Here is a 17,105-nt window from a genome sequence, read left to right on the forward strand (position 1 = left end):
CTGGCCACGGCCCGGCTGCTGCTGCGGGCCACGCGGCGGCTGCTGCTGAGGACCACGCGGGGGCTGCTGCTGCGGACCACGGGGTTGCTGCTGCTGGGGGCCACCACCGGCGGGCCGACCATATTGCGGGCCGCCGGCGGGAGCGCCGCCGCCGGCACCGCCGTAGACGCCGGTGCCGCGCTGCGGGCCACCGGAGGGCGGGCCCGACTTGGCGCCGCCGTAGACCGGGCCGGCTCCACCACCCGAACCGGGGCCGGGACGACCGCCACCGTAGGCGCCGGCCCGCTGCGGCAGACCGCCGACACCGATCAGCTCGGTCTCCGGGTCGTCGGTCTTCAGCCCGGTGGAGACGTCACCCGGCTCGGAGTCGTCGGCAGCCTGCGGCGACCGGCGGAACCGCACGATGCCGAAGACGCCGGCCCCGACCAGGATCAGGCCGAGCGCGCCGACCCCGGCCACCATGTAGGTGACGTCGTCGAGGGTGAGATTCGAGTACCACTTGTCGCCGGAGCCGTCCTTGCCGGATTTCTCCGAGACGGCGGCCACGGTGGTGGCCGGGGTGTACTCCCGGATGTTGTTCACGGTCTCGGCGACGCCGTTGGCGTCGGAGACGGTGAGGAACAACTTGCCGTCCGGGCTGTACGAAATCGCCTCGCCGAACGGCTCGTTGGGCAGGCCCGTCGTCCGCGGCTCGTTCTTCAGTGCGGCGAGCACGTCACCACCGGTGACGTCCCACTCCAGGGCGTCGGTGTAGGTCCGCAGCACCACCTTCGTGCCGCCGGGCGCCACCGCGCCGCCGGTGATCGTCTTGTTGCCGATCCGGGCCAGGGTGTTGCCGGCCGTCTCGGTGGCGTTGATGTTGAGCTCCGCCACCTTCCGCATCGGGACGCCGTCGCTGTTGCGCGCCTTCAGCGGGCCGGTCGGCTGGTAGACCCCGGCCGGCTTGCCGATCTCCTTGGTCACGACGAGCGGCGTGCCGTCACCGTTGAACAGCAGCGCCTCGGCGTCGTGGGCGTCGCCGTCGGGATAGCTCAGCCGGTGCAGCGTCGGCTTCTTGGCGCCGCTGACCGGCATGCTCCAGAGCGCGATGGTCGGGCGCGGATCAGGGTCGGCGTCGCGGACCGCGTTGTCGCCGATGTCGGCGATCCAGAGGGTCTTGCCGTCGGCCGAGAGAACCAGGTCCTCCGGGTCGAACGGGCCCTCCCCGCTGTATTCCTGCTCCTTGTCGACTGCGCACTCGCGATCGAGGAAGAAGATCTTCCGATTCTCGTCGGTGCCGGTGCCGTCGTTGACGACGATGTAACCCTTGCTCGTCGCCACCAGACCGGAGATCTCGGTGAGCCGCTTGTCGGTGATCTTGCAGAGCTTCTTGCCGGGCGTCGCCTTCGCGCTGACCGTCGCCGCCGGGGTCGGGTCATCGGCGGACGCGCTGGAGGAACCGACCATCACCAAGCCAAGACCCACGATGATCGGGAACACGAGACGCCGCATCCGAACAGTGTCGCATGCGGCGTCCCGTACCGGTATTACGTGTGGATCAACGCTGGTAGAGCCCTCGATGCTCAGCGACGGAACTCGTCGAGCTCGGCCGCCAGCCGCTCGTCCACCCGGACGTGCAGCTCGGTGCCGTCGTCCAGATGACGCGACTGGATCACCTGACCGGACCGGTGCACCCGGGCCACCAGGTCACCCCGGTCGTAGGGCACCAGGACGGTCAGGTCGACCGCGGGGCGGGGCAGCCGGTCGGCGATCGCCTTGTGCAGCTCCGCGATCCCCGTCCCGGAGCGGGCGGAGACGAAAACGGCATCCGGCCAGGCCCGCTTGAGCCGAAGAATCGTCTCCTCGTCGGAGGCGTCGACCTTGTTGACCACCAGCAGCTCGGGAATCCGGTCGGCGCCGACCTCACCGAGCACCTCGCGGACCGCGCTGACCTGACCCTCCGGATCGGGGTGCGCGCCGTCGACGACGTGCACCACCAGGTCGGCCCGGGCCACCTCCTCCAGCGTCGAGCGGAACGCCTCGACGATCTGGTGCGGCAGGTGCCGGACGAACCCGACCGTGTCGGAGAGGGTGAAGACCCGCCCGTCCTCCGCGGCGGTCCGCCGGGTGGTCGGGTCGAGGGTGGCGAACAGCGCGTCCTCGACCAGCACGCCCGCCTGGGTCAGGCGGTTGAGCAGGCTGGACTTGCCCGCGTTGGTGTAACCGGCGATGGCCACCGCCGGAACCCCGCTGGCGGCACGGCGGGAGCGCTTGGTCTCCCGGACCGTCTTCATGGACTTGATCTCGCGCCGCAGTTTCGCGATGCGGGTGTTGATCCGCCGGCGGTCGGTCTCGAGCTTGGTCTCACCGGGACCACGGGTCCCGACACCGCCGCCGCCCGCACCGCCACCCGCGCCACCGCCCTGCCGGGACAGCGACTCACCCCAACCGCGCAGACGCGGCAGAAGGTATTGCAGCTGGGCCAGCTCGACCTGCGCCTTGCCCTCACGGCTCTTGGCGTGCTGGGCGAAGATGTCGAGGATCAGGGCGGTCCGGTCGACCACCTTGACCTTGACCTGCTGCTCCAGGTTGCGCAGCTGGGACGGGGAGAGCTCGCCGTCACAGATGACGGTGTCGGCGCCGGTGGCGACGACCACGTCGCGCAGCTCGTCGACCTTGCCGCGGCCGATGAAGGTGGCAGCGTCGGGCTGCCTGCGCCGCTGGATCAGGCCCTCCAGGACCTGGGACCCGGCCGTCTCGGCGAGGGCCGCCAGCTCGGTCAGTGAATTGTCTGCTTCTTCGACACTGCCCTCGGTCCAGACGCCGACCAGCACGACTCGCTCGAGTCGCAGCTGCCGGTACTCAACCTCGGTGACGTCGGTCAGCTCGGTGGAAAGACCGGCCACCCGCCTGAGCGAGTGCCGCTCCTCGAGCTCGAGCTCGCCGGTCGTCAGATCCGGCTCGTCAAGGACGGGTGTCTGGTACGTGTTTCGCAAAAGTGACCTCCTCCGCCCGATCGTGGCATGTCTCGTCGGGCGGCGCATCCACATAACTGGGCTAACTCACTAGTAACCACCGCGAGCGAATCGACTATTCCTTAAGAGCGAGAATGCGGATACTCACCCACCAACGTCGGAGGGAACACCGTGGTGACCACCCGCCTGCCGAGCGCAGGATTCTCGATCACGATTCGCATCGCCGTTACCGCGGACGCCTCGTCCATCGGCCGTCTCACCACCTGTGTCGGCGAGGCCGGAGCGATCGTGACGGCACTGGACGTGGTGGACTCCGACCCCACCCACGTGCTCGTCGACCTCACCTGTGACACCGCGGACGCGGCGCACGCCGACCAGGTCGTCAAGCAGCTCGAGGACCAGGACGGCGTGGACGTCCGCAAGGTCTCCGACCGGACGTTCCTGCTGCACCTGGGCGGCAAGATCGAGGTGTCGTCGAAGGTCGCGCTGCGCAACCGGGACGAGCTGTCGCGGGCCTACACGCCGGGTGTGGCCCGGGTCTGCATGGCGATCGCCGAGAACCCGGCCGACGCCCGCCGCCTCACCATCAAGCGCAACACCGTGGCCGTGGTCAGCGACGGCTCGGCGGTGCTCGGCCTCGGCAACATCGGGCCGGCCGCGGCGATGCCGGTGATGGAGGGCAAGGCGGCGCTGTTCAAGCGGTTCGGCGGCGTCGACGCCTGGCCGGTGGTGCTCGACACCCAGGACACCGACGAGATCGTCAACATCGTCAAGGCGATCGCGCCGGCCTACGGCGGGATCAACCTGGAGGACATCGCGGCGCCGCGGTGCTTCGAGATCGAGGCGCGGCTGCGGGAGCTGCTGGACATCCCGGTCTTCCACGACGACCAGCACGGCACCGCGATCTGCGTGCTGGCCGCGCTGACCAACGCGCTGCGGGTGGTGGGCAAGCGCATGGAGGACGTCAAGGTCGTGGTCTCCGGCGCCGGCGCCGCCGGCACCGCGATCATGAAGCTTCTGCTGCGGCAGGGCGTGGGCGACATCATCGCGTACGACCGGAAGGGCGCCCTGCACCGTGGGATGCCCGAGATGTCGGAGACCTGGCAGTGGCTGGCCGACCACACGAACCGGGAGAACTACTCGGGTGACCTGCCCGGGGCGATCGCCGGGGCGGACGTCTTCATCGGCGTCAGCGCGCCGAACCTGCTCACCGGCGACGACATCGCCCGGATGGCCGACAAGGCGATCGTGTTCGCCCTGGCCAACCCGGACCCGGAGGTCGACCCGCGGGAGGCCCGCAAGCACGCCGCGGTGGTCGCCACCGGCCGCTCGGACCAGCCGAACCAGATCAACAACGTGCTGGCGTTCCCCGGTGTGTTCCGCGGCATGCTCGACGTCAGCGCCGAGGAGTTCACCGAGGAGATGGCGCTCGCCGCGGCCCGGGCCATCGCGGACGTGGTGGGCGAGGACAAGCTCAACCCCACCGTGATCATCCCGAGCGTCTTCGACCAGCGGGTGACGCCGGCCGTGGCCGCCGCCATCCGCGCCGTGGTCAAGGGCGTGCCGGCGCCGGCCAACCCGTCGGCCGTCCCGGAGTCCGAGCTCGACCAGGCGCCCGAAGGCGTCTTCTAGCGGTCGCCGGTCACCCTCCCCGCGATCTTGTGGAGTCGGCGAGGCGATTTCACAAGATCGCGGCCGGAGCGGCAGCCGGGGCGGTCGACCAGCCGGTCAGTTCGCCGACGTGGTCGGTGATCAGGCCGGCCACGCCGGCGTCGACCAGCGGACCCCACTGCGCCATGTCGTTCGGCGTCCAGGGCATCACGCCCACCCCCGCCTCGGCGAGACCGGCCATCGTCTCCGGGCCGCTCAGCACGTCCGCGAGGTCCGGGTTGCAGTAGGCCACGCCCAGCTCCCGGGAGAGCTGCACGGTCTCCGCGTCGAAGCGGAACAGCAGCAGCCCGCGGCGCACCTCCGGAGCGATGTCCCGGACCTTGCGGATCACATCGGTGTCGAAGCTCTGGATGACCGAGCGGCCCAGCAGGTCACGCTCGGCGAGCTGGGCGACGATCGTCTTCACCTCGTCGAGCGTGGCCGGCGGCTTGATCTCGACCAGCAGCTCGGCCGGGCCGGCGGCCAGCAGATCCAGCGTCTCGGCGAGGGTCGGCACCCGGAGCCCGGCGAACCCGGGACCGAACCAGGACCCGGCGTCCAGCACGGCGATCTCCTCGGCGGTCAGGTCCCAGACCCGGCCGGCGCCGGAGGTGGTCCGGTTCACCGTCCGGTCGTGGATCACCACGGGCACGCCGTCCCGGGTCACCCGGATGTCGAACTCGACGAACGTGGCCCCGGCCCGCAGCGCGGCGGCGAAGGCGGGCAGCGTGTTCTCCGGGGCCACCGTGGAATAGCCGCGGTGCGCGACGCGATGCAGCATCACCGCACCTCACCGTCGGCGACCAGCACGGCCGGGCCCTCCAGCCACCACGCGCCGTCGGCGTCGTGGGTCACGATCAGCCGGCCGCCGGGCAGGTCCACCGCGATCGAGCCGGCCGTCAGACCGGCGTCGCGCAGCGCCACCGCGCCGACCGCGAGGGCCCCGGTGCCACAGGACAGCGTCTCGCCGGAGCCGCGCTCGTGCACCCGCATCCGGACGTGCCCGTCGACGCCGTCGACCGGCTCGGCGGGCTCGACGAACTCGACGTTCACCCCGTGCGGGAAGACCGCGGGGTCGTGACCGGGGGCCCGGTGCAGGTCGAGGCCGGCCAGCTCCACCCCGTCGTGCAGGTTGCAGACCAGATGCGGGTTGCCGCAGTCCACCGCCACACCGGGAATGGTCAGGGCGCCGATGGTGGCGGTACTTCCCGCGTACACCGAAGGGGTTGTCATCCGCACTCTGATGGCGCCGTCGAGGACCTGAGCGACCATGATGCCGGCCCGGGTCGCCACCGGCAGGCCCGCAGGGCCGGGCGTGGCGAGGCCGTTGCTGACCAGGTAGTGGGTGAAGACGCGGACGCCGTTGCCGCACATCTCGGCGAGCGAGCCGTCGCTGTTCCAGTAGTCCATGAACCACTCGGCCTCGCCGGCCAGGCCGGCGGCCTCCGGGTGTTTGGCGCTGCGCACCACCCGCAGCACGCCGTCGCCGCCGATCCCCCGGCGGCGGTCGCAGAGCTCCGCCACCCGCTCGGGTGTCAGCTGCAGCTCACCGTCGGGGTCGGGAAGGATGACGAAGTCGTTGCCGGTTCCATGGCCCTTGGTAAAACGCACCGGCCCATCATCGCGCAAGCGCGACAGCGTCTGCCACGAGCGTGGGGGCGGCGGCGTCCAGCCAGGTGATCGAGGGGTCGCGCCGGAACCAGGAGCGCTGCCGGCGGACGAACCGGCGGGTGCCGCGGACCGTGTCCTCCCTGGCCTGTTCCTCGGTGAGCAGGCCGTCGATCTGGGCCAGCGCCTGCTGGTAGCCGAGGGCGCGGGAGGCGGTCCGGCCGTCCCGGATGCCGTGCAGGCCGCGCACCTCCTCGATCAGGCCGGCCGCCCACATCAGGTCGACCCGCAGGGCGATCCGCTCGTCGAGGTCGGCGGTGTCCCGGTCCACACCGATCTGCAGGGCGTCGTAGACCGGCTTGGGGTCGGGCAGCGCCGCGGTGAACGGCTGACCGGTCAGCTCGATCACCTCCAGCGCGCGGACGATCCGGCGGCCGTTGGAGGGAAGGATCTTCGCGGCCGCCTCCGGGTCGCGCTCACGGAGACGCTCGTGCAGCGACACCGGACCGAGATCGGACAGTTCGCCCTCCAGGCGGGCCCGGACCGCCGGATCGGTGCCGGGGAACTCGAAGTCCTCCAGGACCGCCCGCACATAGAGCCCGGAACCACCGACCAGCAGCGGCACCCGGCCCCGGGCGAGGATGTCGTCGATCGCCGCCCGGGCCAGCCGCTGATATTCGGCGACGGCGGCCGGCTCGGTCACGTCCCAGATGTCCAGCAGATGGTGCGGCACGCCCTCGCGCTCGGCGGGGGTCAGCTTGGCGGTGCCGATGTCCATCCCGCGGTAGAGCTGCATCGAGTCGGCGTTGACCACCTCACCACCCCACTCGTGGGCGAGTGCGATGCTCAGCGCGGACTTGCCGGCCGCTGTCGGGCCGACGACGGTGACCACGCGAGGACCTGTCCGGAACGGCACCGACCAACCGTAGGACACCGTTGTGTCACGGTCGTCGGCGGGAGCTTTCCCCTAACCGGGTTGGACCTGTGACAATGCGCGAGAAAGAATGCCGGTGGGAAGATTGGCATTCGACTGCGCTGTGGCGGTGGCCACGGGCCCGACCGGGCTCGATGACGCCGGGGAGAACGAGGATGAGCTCATGAACGACTGGACGGCCTTCGGGCGCGTGGATGCCGACGGCACCGTGTACGTGAAGACCGCCGAGGGCGACCGGGTGGTCGGCTCCTGGCAGGCCGGCACCCCGGAAGAGGGGCTGGCCCACTTCGCCCGGCGATTCGACGACCTGGTCACCGAGGTCGACCTCGTCGAGGCTCGCCTCAAGTCCGGCGCGGCCGACGCGGCCCACTCGCTCAGCAGTGTGAAGCGTCTCCGTACCCAGCTCGACGAGGCCCACGTGGTCGGCGACATCGACGGTCTCGCCGCCCGCCTGGAGCGGCTCGCCGGCCTCGCCGAGGAGAAGGCCGGGGAAGCCCGCGCCGCTCGCGAGGTGGCCCGCACCGAGGCGCTGGCGCGCAAGACCGCCCTGGTCGAGGAGGCGGAGAAGATCGCCGCCGAGGCGACCGGCTGGAAGTCGGCCGGCGACCGCCTCAAGGAGATCCTCGACGAGTGGAAGACCATCCGCGGCGTCGACAAGAAGACCGACGGCGAGCTGTGGAAGCGGTTCGCCGCCGCCCGGGACGGCTTCACCCGCCGCCGCGGTGCGCACTTCGCCACCCTCGACGGCCAGCGCAAGCAGGCCCAGGTGGCGAAGGAAGAGCTGGTCAAGGAGGCGGAGAGCCTGTCCGACTCGACCGAGTGGTCGAGCACGGCCAACCGGCTCAAGGAGCTGATGACCGAGTGGAAGGCGGCGCCGCGCGCCGCCAAGGAGGCCGAGCAGCGCCTCTGGGAACGCTTCCGGGCCGCGCAGGACGCCTTCTTCACCCGCCGCAGCGAGGTCTTCTCGGCCCGCGACGCGGAGTACCAGGGCAACCTGGAGAAGAAGCAGGCCATCCTGGCCGAGATCGAGGCCGTCGACGTCGACGCCGACCCGCGCGGCGCGCAGAACAAGCTGCGCGACGCCCAGGCCGCCTGGCACGACGCCGGCCGGGTGCCGCGCGAGTCGGCCGCCTCGCTGGACCGCCGCTGGCGGGCCGCCGAGGAGCGGATCCGGGTGGCGATGGACTCGGCCTGGCGCAAGACCAGCCCGCAGGACAACCCGCTGCTGCGCCAGATGCGCGAGCAGGTCGCCGAGGCCGAGGAGAAGCTGGCCCGCGCCCAGGCGGCCGGCGACAACCGGCGGATCAAGGAGGCCGAGCAGGCGCTGGCCTCCAAGCGACAGTTCCTCTCGCTGGCCGAGCAGGCCAACTGAGCGGTTGATCTGAGCATCGAGGCGGCGGGCCCCAGGCCCGCCGCCTTTACTGCTTTCGGGGTACGTCGGCAGCGCACAGCCATTGACCGGTGACACATCATGGATGGGTCGGCCGGAACCGGGATGGTGGTGTGCTGGTGAGGATCGAACCGCGGCAACATCTGCTGGAAATCTGGAGAGCGACGGTTCAGAGCTCCTGGCGCGACGGCCGATGGCACTGGGGCGGCCGCGACGGATCGAACTCCATCAGCGACGCCGAGCAGTTGCTCTGCATCCTGCTGCCGGCCACCCGGGTGACGTCGTTCGCCCTGGACCGGCCGGACACCACGGCCGACGCCATGATCGAGGCGCTCCGGCCGCTGGGTGACGAGAAGACGATCCCGCTCAATCTGATCCGGATCGCTACCGACTACTTCACCCGGTACGTCGACGAGGCGGACGGCCGTCCGATCTTCTCCGGCGGCAGTTATTACCGGGCCGAGCAGGACGCCGGACTCGACGACCAGCAAAGCGGCCGCGACATCGTGGACTCCTTCGCGATCTCGGTGACGCTGTCGCTCGCCACCATCGGTTTCGTCCGCATCTTCCGGCAGTCGGTCAGCCGCCAGGCGACCCGCGAGGAGTTGCGCAAGCTGGAGAGGCTGGCCGGAACCCGGCTCACCGCGGCGATGGTCGGTCTACTGCGGAGCTTCTCCACGCACGTCTTCACCCTGGACGACGAGGCCGGGCAGGCCCTGGTCCGGACCATCAACACCGATCAGCGGCCGGGCAAGGCGGTCGTCAGCGAGTTCCGCACGATTCTGCAGGAGACCATCGCCTCCTTCGGTGAGGTTCTGATCGGCTCCGGGCAGACACAGGAGCTCGACAGCTCCGTCACGCTCTTCGAGTGCGGCTGGTCCTGGGGCGTCGTCAAGGACGCGCCCGAGGTGGAGCTGGAGCGCAAGTCATCCGGCGACGAGGAGGCGGATGAGCTACGAGACATCGGCCTCCAGCCGAGCGGCGTCGCGGAGAACAGACCGTACCTCTACTTCACCGTGGTGGCTGTCGACGCCATAGAGGACCTCTTCTCCGAGCGGACCCGCGTCCTGGGCCTGCTCGATGAGGAGCAGCAGCGCCTGGCCCGTGCCCTTCAACTGCGCTGGGACCTGACCCTCACCTATTGGGCGACGGTGGCGACGTTCGGCAACGGGCTGCGCTGGCCGCTCGAAGACCCGCCCTGGCAGACCACTGACGGCATCCGCAACGAGTACCACACCCTCCTGGTGACCTCGATGGTCGTGAAGGACCTGGTCCGGCGGCGCGGCGCGGACACCCGCCTGGCCCGGATCGGCGCGGTGCTCGCCGACCTGGCGAACGAGGGCCGGGTGACCCGGCAGCATCGTCCCGGCGACTCCGGGCTGCTGCTGCACGAGCCCGGCCTGCGGATCGTCCTGGAGGGCAGCGACACCGGCTCATCGGATCCGGCCAAGGCGGTGTGGATGACGACCGAGTTCGCGTCCCTGCTGCTCCAGCGCTCCGTCGCCATAGCGGGCCTGTTGAGCGATGTCGAGGAGCGCGCCCGGCTGCTCCGCCTGGCCGACGGGGTGTGGGACCATCTCGCCCAGCGCCGGCTTTCCGGCAGGCACCGGGCACTGTGGGATCAACCAGCCAACCTGTTCGCCGGTCCCACGGTGTACGACGAACCTTCGTGGTACCACACCGTGCGGGTGGTGGCGGGACTCGTCAGCACGGCTAACCTGGTGAGCGAGGAGCCCCTCGTCAACGAGCGGCTCGTCATTCAGGCTCTGGACCTCCTGTTCGAGGCGGAGCATCTGTATGACGTGGAGCTCATGAGGGGATCCGCCGAGGCGAGCCGCGAGGTGAGGGACGTCTTGATCGATATCCGGGCGACACTCGAACGAGCGCGGTCCGTCGCGCGCTCCCGGCCGGGAGCGGCGGCCGCCCTCGCCAACCGGATCCTGCTGGAACTGGACGGGCTCGACACCGCCCGCCGGAACGACGGCACGGCGTTCTGATGTTCGTCTTCGCCGCGTCGGACAAGGGCGGCACCGGCCGGTCGGTGACCGTCGCCAACCTGCTCTACCGCAGTGCTCTGCACGGCAATGACGTCTGCTACCTCGACTTCGATTTCGGTTCACCCACCGCGGGCGCCATCTTCGGCATCGAGGAGGTCGAGAACGGCACCCACAGCGGATCCGGCCTCCATCGGTATCTGCTGAAGGAGGTGGGGGAACCGGAGCGCATCGACGTCTGGGCCGCGACCGGCCGGCACGCGATCCGAGAGGCGGGGGCCGGCGCCGGGCGGTTGGTCCTGCTCCCGGGTGACGTCGGCAGTGGTGACTTCCCGCAGCGCGGCGACCTCGTGGAGCAGATGCTCCGGCTGTTCCTCCGGCTCAATGAGGAGTTCGGCCTCTGCATGGTCGACCTCAGCGCGGGGCGGAACCTGGCCGTCGAAATGGTGCTGCAGGCAACCAGCCGACCGGAGATGCGCAACGTGACGAGCCGGTGGCTGGTCTTCCACCGCTGGACCCGCCAGCACGTGGTAGCGGCCGGCGGCCTCGTGAACGGGCCTTGTGGCCTCCTCGCCACCGCCGAGAAGGCGGGCCACGACAGAGCCGGATTCGCCGCGAACCTCCGGTACGTTCGCACCGCGGTGGCCGACCCGGCGCCTTCGGCCAAGAGCGGTCTGACTGCTCGGCAGGGCGCCTGGCTGGACGAATGCAACAAGCGGCTCAATCGGCTGGCGGGGGACCATCAGGTCGGCAGAAGCATGGTGCTGGGGACCGTACCGCTGGATCCCATGCTGCAGTGGCAGGAGCAGTTGCTGACCGACACGGATGTGGTGGCCGGTATCGCGAACGCACAGACGCGCGATGCCTTCGATTCGTTGGCGAGCCGGCTCGTCGATGACTCCGCCTGGGAGACCTTATGACCGTGCCCTCGCACAGCAGACGGATCGTCTATCGGGAGACGGCGGCCGACCGGGCGCCTCAGTCCGTGGGGCTCTCGCACGTGTCGATCGAGCTCGGCCATCTCTACATGGAGGATCTGCAGGTTCCGGAGAGCGAGAGCCGGCTCGCGGAGTACTTCAGGAGCGTCTCCTACTGGGTCAAGTCCGTCGAGTCCATGGGCCGCTGGGGCACGACGTCACCGCGCATCAGCACCTGCTTCCTGATCGACGACTACTTCAGCCGGCTCGACGAACCCCGCGTGATCATCAAGAAGGTGGTCGATGCGGCCAGCAAGAGCGGGCTGGCCATCGACTACATCGCGCGCGAGTCCAGCTGCGCCGAGTTCGGGACGGCCCAGCTCGCGCGGCAGGTGTTCGACCGCATCGTGCCGGAGCCCCTGCCCGGCGCCAACGGGAGCCGGCCACCGGTCAAAGAGAGCGGCTGGCTGGCCAACGGACGCCGCTCGTTCGATCCCTCACTCGAGCCGGCCATGGCGGACCAGAGCTGGCACAGCCCGGAGCAGAGCGCGGCCAATCGGCACTCCATCTTCATGGACGTGCAGATCCGGGACAGCCTGTGGTCGTGCTCCTTCCTCGCTGCCGTGTGGCAACTCCTCCGGTTGGGCCTGCTCCGGCCGGAGGAGAAGCAACTCACCAAGCCGGTGCCGTTGCGGGACGAATTTCCGAGCGACTGGTCCGAGCTGCCACCCGTGATCAAGCTGACCGCCACCAAGAATCCGTTCTGCGCGTACCGCAGCTTCTCGATCCTGCCGACCCGCTTCATGGAAGTGGAGATGGCCGCCCGCACGGTGCTGCACCAGGTCGAACTCGATCCGCTGGTCCTGGAGGATCTGAACGGGCGGGCCTCCCTCGAGGGCATTCAGCTCCCACCCGGGATCCTTGATCGCATCGACTACGCCTTCATCAACGATTGGTCGCCCACCACCGGCCGTTGAGGTGCATCCACCTCGAAAGTCGGTTCACCGGTGTTCGCCGGGCTCTGCCCGAGCGTCCTGATGGATCCAGGACATGTCCGCGGAGGACCCATGTTGGCATTCGGCGAGGTGCAGACCGGTCTCCTGCAGAACTCCACCGCGCTGTCCCGGCGCGCAACCGAGAAACTGATCGCCTCCGCGGTGGACGAGCGGGTCCGGACGGTGGAGCGTCCCATCGGGCGCACTTCCTCGTCGGACCAGCTGGAAGGCGTCGACTGCATGTTGCCGACCGTATCCGGGAGGCAGACGCGCGGCGTGGGCACCGTGCTGGCCCGCGTGGCGATCGTCGGTGGCCACGCGGTCCAGGGCTCCGCCTGCGTGCAAGTGGTACCGGCCGGCAATCCCACCCGACTGCCCTGGTCGCACTATTTGAACCAGCCCGGACAGCTGGAGGCGATCGGGAAGCTGGACCTGAAGGACGTCGCCCTCGGCGTGGTCAACGGCACCAGCACCCCGAAGAGCCTCGAACTCGGTGCGATCACCACCCGGATGGTGGACACCGTGCAGCGGGCCCAGCTGATTGACCACGCACCACCCCTGCGAGCTTCGCGCACACGACTGCGGTGGACCGCCCAGCTGGACCAGGCCCTGGACGAGCCGGAAGGCACTTTCACCCTGATATCCGAGGAACTCCGCACCATCGAGCTGCGGATGCCGGTCACGGACCTGAGGTCCGTCGAGGTGCTCTGCGAAGATCTGGCCCTGCACGACTGGCTGCTCACGACGGTGCTGTCCGTCGTGGAGGCGGCGCTCACTCACGACCACAGCCGCGCCGAGCGGGTGAGCCGGCTGCAGCCTCTGCTGGAGCATCTGCTGCACCTCTGGATGCCGGCCGCTCACGTGCCCGACCAGTTGCTGCCGGTCTGGGCGGCGCTGGACCAGCGACCTGGCCTGACCCGGCAATGGCAGTCCGTGGTGGCCCGCATCCGGGACCAGATAACGGTCGAGACGCTCGATCGCCTGCAAGCGGTCGACGTCCGCCGGCCCTCGGGTCGGATCCCGCCACCGGCGGGATGATCAGAGGCGTGTCGGCTATGACCGGGACAGCGTGGCGAGCTCGGTGAGGTCGGCGTTGCCGCCCGTGCACACGACGGCGATCCGGCGGCCGGCGAACAGGTCGGGGCGGCTCAGCACACCCGCGAGGGCGGCCGCGCCGGCACCCTCGGCCAGCGTGTGCGCCGCGACGGCCAGCAACCGGCGGGCCTCGGTGACCTGATCGTCGCTGACCAGCAGGAAGTCGGTCAGCCGATCCCGCATGATCTGCTGCGGCAGGGCGTAACCGCGGCCGGTGGCGAGACCGGCGACGGCAGTGCGGTTGGGGCGCTCGACGATCCGCCCGGCACGCCAGGAGTCGTGGGCGGCGGGTGAGGCCGCGGACTGGACGGCATAGACCGCGCAAGTCGGTGCCAGCTCGGCGGCCACAAGGGCGGCGGCTGCTGCTCCGGTGCCGCTGCCGACCGGCACGATGATCGCGTCCAGGTCCGGCCGGGCTTCCAGAACCTCCAGGTAGAGGGTGCCGACGCCGGCCAGCAACTCCGGGGTGTCGCCGGGGCTGACCAGGCGCGCGCCGGTCTCAGCGGCGAGTTGCCGGGCGTGCCGCTCGGCCGCCTCGAGAGATTCGCCGGTCAGGAGCGCCTGGGCGCCCCAGGACTCGACCGCGGCGGCCTTGGCCCGCGGTGTGCCGGCCGGCATGACGACCGTGCACTTGACGCCGAAGACCTGCCCGGCATAGGCCAGCGACTGGGCGTGGTTGCCGGTGGAGTAGGTGACCGTGCCGCGCTCGCGCTCGGCGGCGTCAAGGCCGGCGAGCAGGGTCAGACCGCCGCGCACCTTGAAAGCGCCGACCGGTTGGGTGTTCTCGTGCTTCACCAGCACGGAGGCGCCGGCCTCCCGGTCCAGAAGAGGGTAGGACCACATCGGGGTGGGCGGCAGGAACCGCTGGATCAGGGATCGGGCGGCACGCATGTCGGCGAGAGTCGGCGTCATGTGCCGATCGTGTCGCGCCCTGAAGCATAGGTCCAATGTCAAAGTTCTCGTTGACCAATAGACCGCGCTGATAGGTTGGCCGGATGCTGGACGTCACTCGGCTCACCGTGCTGGTCGCCGTGGCGCGGCACGGGTCGGTCACCGCTGCGGCCCGGGCCCTGCACTACGCGCAGCCGTCGGTGAGCCACCACCTGGCCCGGCTGGAGGCGGAGACCGGCAGCCGGCTGCTGCAGCGGGTGGGGCGGGGCGTGCGGCTCACCCGAGGCGGGGCGGCTGCTCGCGGACCGGGCGGAGGAGATCCTGGGGCGGCTCGCGGCGGCCGAGACGGAGCTGGCGGAGTTGACCGGGTTGCGCAGCGGCCGGGTGCGGCTGGCGGCGTTCCCGTCGGCGCTCGGGACCTTCGTGCCGGTGGCGGCGGCCGGGTTCGTGGCCGCGCACCCCGGGGTCGATCTGCGGTTCACCGAGGCGGAGCCACCCGAGGCGCTGCGGTTGCTGCGCAGCGGCGAGGTGGAGGTGGCCGTCGTCTTCGATCACCTGGACAGCGATGCGGCCGGGGATGCCGGCACGGATGCGGCGGAACACGATTCGGTGAGCCGCGTCGCACCCGGTGGGCTGCGGCTGGAGCCGCTGTTCGACGAGCCGGCGAGTCTCGTGGCGCCGGCCGGGTGGGCCGGTGACCGGCTCACCGACCACCGGGACCGGCCGTGGATCGGTGGGTGCGAGCGGTGCCGGGCCCGGCTGCTGAGCGCCTGCGCCGCGGACGGGTTCACGCCGGACATCCGGTTCACCACCGACGACTACGTGGCGGTGCAGGCCCTGGTCGCGGCCGGGATGGGCGTGACCACCCTGCCCGCGCTGGCGCTCGCCGCGCACCGGGACCCGCGGGTCCGGGTCGTCACGCTGCCGGGCGCGCGGCGCCGCATCTCACTGGCCGTCGCCGGCGAACTGCCGGATCCGCCGGCCACCGCGGCCCTGCTCGATCAGCTTCGGTCCGCCGCTTCCGGCGCCCTGGGGCGCGACCCCGTGCTCACGCCCGGCGGTCGCGCTGGAGCCGGGAGCGGGCTGGTGATCGCGGGGTAGCCACGGGCGCTTCGGTAGCGCGTACCTCGAAAGAGCGGAAGCGGGAAGACCGGCGGGACCGGCTGGGGGTTTCAGAGGGCGCAGCCCTCGGCGGGTGGGAGCGGAGCCGGCACGCCGAGGGTGGGCAGGCCGAGGGAGACGCCCTGAAGCTTGGGGGTGCGGCCGGCCTCGAAGGCGTCGCCGGCGCGGGTGCGGCGGTGGCTGAGCGGGTCGCCGTCGGCGTTGAGGTGGTGCGGCGCGGCGTAGGTGACCACGGTCTCGATGATGTCGCCGGGGCGCGGGGTGAGGCCGCCGGTGGCGAAGTGCACCAGCCGGCCGTCGCGGGCGCGGCCGCTCAACCGGCCGGTGCGCTCGTCCTTGCGGCCCTCGCCGACCGCGACCAGGACCTCGACCTTCTCACCGACGAGCTTCTTGTTCTCGGCCCAGGTGATGTCCTCGAGGGTGGCGATGAGGCGGTGGTAACGGTCCTGCACGACCGCCTTGGGGACCTGATCCGCCATGGTGGCGGCCGGGGTGCCGGGACGAATCGAGTACTGGAAGGTGAAGGCGCTGGAGAAACGCGCCTGGCGGACCACCTCGAGGGTCTGCTCGAAATCTTCCTCGGTCTCGCCGGGGAAGCCGACGATGATGTCGGTGGTGATCGCGGCGTCCGGCATGGCGGCCCGGACCTTCTCGATGATGCCGAGGTATTTCTCCTGGCGGTAACTGCGGCGCATGGCCTTGAGCACCCGGTCGGAGCCGGACTGCAGCGGCATGTGCAGCGAATGGCAGACGTTCGGCGTCTCGGCCATCGCGGCGATCACGTCGTCGGTGAAGTCTTTCGGGTGCGGGCTGGTGAAGCGGACCCGCTCCAGGCCCTCGACCTCGCCGGTGGCGCGCAGCAGCTTGCCGAAGGCGAGGCGGTCGCCGAACTCGACGCCGTAGGAGTTCACGTTCTGGCCGAGCAGGGTGACCTCGAGCACACCCTCGGCGACCAGCGCGCGCACCTCGGCGAGGATGTCGCCGGGGCGGCGGTCCTTCTCCTTGCCGCGCAGCGACGGGACGATGCAGAACGTGCAGGTGTTGTTGCAGCCCACCGAGATGGAGACCCAGCCGGCGTAGGTGGACTCGCGCTTGGTCGGCAGCGTGGAGGGGAAGACCTCGAGCGACTCGAGGATCTCGACCTGCGCCTCCTCGTTGTGCCGGGCGCGCTCCAGCAGCACCGGCAGCGAGCCGATGTTGTGGGTGCCGAAGACCACGTCGACCCAGGGCGCCTTCTTGACGATGTCGCCCTTGTCCTTCTGCGCGAGGCACCCGCCGACGGCGATCTGCATGCCCGGATTCTTCAGCTTCGTCGGGCGCAGGTGGCCGAGGTTGCCGTAGAGCCGGTTGTCGGCATTCTCCCGGACCGCGCAGGTGTTGAAGACCACGACGTCCGCCGCGTCCGCATCAGCGGCGCGCACATAGCCGGCGTCCTCCATCAGGCCGGAGATCCGCTCGCTGTCGTGCACGTTCATCTGGCAGCCGTAGGTGCGCACGTCGTACGTGCGGGGGGCGCCCTGCATCTCGGTAGTCATGGCAATTGACCAGGCTACCC

14 protein-coding genes and 1 pseudogene are annotated in these 17,105 nt (G+C 70.5%); 8 read left to right on the plus strand and 7 right to left on the minus strand.

Features of this window, described 5'->3' with window-relative positions; all coding sequences use genetic code 11:
• Both AB0F81_RS12105 and hflX read right to left on the minus strand, forming a co-directional pair.
• Positions 1–1,491, minus strand: a 1,491-nt coding sequence (locus AB0F81_RS12105; protein ID WP_360195066.1) for a hypothetical protein, incomplete at its 3' end; no start/stop codon positions are given.
• A gap of 71 nt (positions 1,492–1,562) precedes the next feature.
• Positions 1,563–2,975 carry a GTPase HflX gene (gene hflX / locus AB0F81_RS12110; RefSeq protein ID WP_360195069.1) on the minus strand — a complete coding sequence of 471 codons (1,413 nt, stop codon included), beginning with the start codon at positions 2,973–2,975 and terminating at the stop codon, positions 1,563–1,565.
• A 150-nt stretch (positions 2,976–3,125) separates the two neighbouring features.
• On the opposite strand from hflX, the gene AB0F81_RS12115 reads away from it, so the two are divergent.
• Positions 3,126–4,586, plus strand: a complete 1,461-nt coding sequence (locus tag AB0F81_RS12115; protein WP_360195072.1) for an NAD-dependent malic enzyme — start codon at positions 3,126–3,128, stop codon at positions 4,584–4,586.
• Positions 4,587–4,635: 49 nt separating this feature from the next.
• On the opposite strand, the gene AB0F81_RS12120 is transcribed toward AB0F81_RS12115, so the two are convergent.
• From AB0F81_RS12120 to miaA, 3 genes are read right to left on the minus strand one after another with little or no spacing between them, the layout of a single operon-like run.
• Entirely contained in the window at positions 4,636–5,385 is a 750-nt protein-coding gene (locus AB0F81_RS12120) for a glycerophosphodiester phosphodiesterase family protein (protein WP_360195075.1), read from the minus strand.
• Positions 5,385–6,215: a diaminopimelate epimerase gene (dapF, locus tag AB0F81_RS12125; protein ID WP_360195078.1), complete on the minus strand. Its 831-nt coding sequence runs from the start codon at positions 6,213–6,215 to the stop codon at positions 5,385–5,387. The genes AB0F81_RS12120 and dapF overlap by 1 nt, the downstream gene beginning before the upstream one ends.
• Positions 6,216–6,222: 7 nt before the next feature.
• Positions 6,223–7,128: a tRNA (adenosine(37)-N6)-dimethylallyltransferase MiaA gene (gene miaA / locus AB0F81_RS12130; RefSeq protein WP_360195081.1), complete on the minus strand. Its 906-nt coding sequence runs from the start codon at positions 7,126–7,128 to the stop codon at positions 6,223–6,225.
• Between the two features lie 181 nt (positions 7,129–7,309).
• On the opposite strand from miaA, the gene AB0F81_RS12135 reads away from it, so the two are divergent.
• The 5 genes from AB0F81_RS12135 to AB0F81_RS12155 all read left to right on the plus strand — a co-directional run bounded on the left by AB0F81_RS12135 (position 7,310) and on the right by AB0F81_RS12155 (position 13,480).
• The gene (locus AB0F81_RS12135) at positions 7,310–8,518 is read left to right on the plus strand and encodes a DUF349 domain-containing protein (protein WP_360195084.1); all 1,209 of its coding nucleotides are present in this window, start codon (positions 7,310–7,312) and stop codon (positions 8,516–8,518) included.
• Positions 8,519–8,655: 137 nt separating this feature from the next.
• The gene (locus AB0F81_RS12140; protein ID WP_360195086.1) at positions 8,656–10,533 is read left to right on the plus strand and encodes an SCO2524 family protein; all 1,878 of its coding nucleotides are present in this window, start codon (positions 8,656–8,658) and stop codon (positions 10,531–10,533) included.
• A complete protein-coding gene (locus tag AB0F81_RS12145) occupies positions 10,533–11,450 on the plus strand; it encodes an SCO2523 family variant P-loop protein (RefSeq protein WP_360195089.1) in 918 nt (305 codons plus the stop codon). Before AB0F81_RS12140 ends, AB0F81_RS12145 begins: the two co-directional genes overlap by 1 nt.
• Positions 11,447–12,424, plus strand: a complete 978-nt coding sequence (locus tag AB0F81_RS12150; protein WP_360195092.1) for an SCO2522 family protein — start codon at positions 11,447–11,449, stop codon at positions 12,422–12,424. Before AB0F81_RS12145 ends, AB0F81_RS12150 begins: the two co-directional genes overlap by 4 nt.
• A gap of 90 nt (positions 12,425–12,514) precedes the next feature.
• Positions 12,515–13,480 carry an SCO2521 family protein gene (locus tag AB0F81_RS12155; RefSeq protein WP_360195095.1) on the plus strand — a complete coding sequence of 322 codons (966 nt, stop codon included), beginning with the start codon at positions 12,515–12,517 and terminating at the stop codon, positions 13,478–13,480.
• A 15-nt stretch (positions 13,481–13,495) separates the two neighbouring features.
• Here AB0F81_RS12155 and AB0F81_RS12160 read toward each other — a convergent pair whose 3' ends face one another.
• Positions 13,496–14,449 carry a pyridoxal-phosphate dependent enzyme gene (locus tag AB0F81_RS12160; protein ID WP_360195097.1) on the minus strand — a complete coding sequence of 318 codons (954 nt, stop codon included), beginning with the start codon at positions 14,447–14,449 and terminating at the stop codon, positions 13,496–13,498.
• Between the two features lie 83 nt (positions 14,450–14,532).
• Here AB0F81_RS12160 and AB0F81_RS12165 point away from each other — a divergent pair.
• Positions 14,533–14,658 (plus strand): annotated as a pseudogene (locus AB0F81_RS12165) (LysR family transcriptional regulator); the annotation flags it as partial.
• A 130-nt stretch (positions 14,659–14,788) separates the two neighbouring features.
• Positions 14,789–15,529: a LysR substrate-binding domain-containing protein gene (locus tag AB0F81_RS12170; protein WP_360195100.1), complete on the plus strand. Its 741-nt coding sequence runs from the start codon at positions 14,789–14,791 to the stop codon at positions 15,527–15,529.
• A gap of 71 nt (positions 15,530–15,600) precedes the next feature.
• On the opposite strand, the gene miaB is transcribed toward AB0F81_RS12170, so the two are convergent.
• Positions 15,601–17,085, minus strand: coding sequence for a tRNA (N6-isopentenyl adenosine(37)-C2)-methylthiotransferase MiaB (miaB, locus tag AB0F81_RS12175; RefSeq protein ID WP_360195103.1), 1,485 nt, complete (start codon positions 17,083–17,085; stop codon positions 15,601–15,603).
• Between the last annotated feature and the right edge of the window lie 20 nt (positions 17,086–17,105).

The sequence above is a fragment of the Actinoplanes sp. NPDC024001 genome (assembly GCF_040638955.1).
GTDB lineage: Bacteria > Actinomycetota > Actinomycetes > Mycobacteriales > Micromonosporaceae > Actinoplanes.

What these genes read in the sequence shown, in the direction of transcription:
- AB0F81_RS12120 (WP_360195075.1), bottom strand. Translation starts at nt 5,385, where the DNA reads ATGCTGCATCGCGTCGCGCACCGCGGCTATTCCACGGTGGCCCCGGAG.
- AB0F81_RS12135 (WP_360195084.1), top strand. Translation starts at nt 7,310, where the DNA reads ATGAACGACTGGACGGCCTTCGGGCGCGTGGATGCCGACGGCACCGTG.
- AB0F81_RS12145 (WP_360195089.1), top strand. Translation starts at nt 10,533, where the DNA reads ATGTTCGTCTTCGCCGCGTCGGACAAGGGCGGCACCGGCCGGTCGGTG.
- AB0F81_RS12150 (WP_360195092.1), top strand. Translation starts at nt 11,447, where the DNA reads ATGACCGTGCCCTCGCACAGCAGACGGATCGTCTATCGGGAGACGGCG.
- AB0F81_RS12155 (WP_360195095.1), top strand. Translation starts at nt 12,515, where the DNA reads ATGTTGGCATTCGGCGAGGTGCAGACCGGTCTCCTGCAGAACTCCACC.
- AB0F81_RS12160 (WP_360195097.1), bottom strand. Translation starts at nt 14,449, where the DNA reads ATGACGCCGACTCTCGCCGACATGCGTGCCGCCCGATCCCTGATCCAG.
- miaB (WP_360195103.1), bottom strand. Translation starts at nt 17,085, where the DNA reads ATGACTACCGAGATGCAGGGCGCCCCCCGCACGTACGACGTGCGCACC.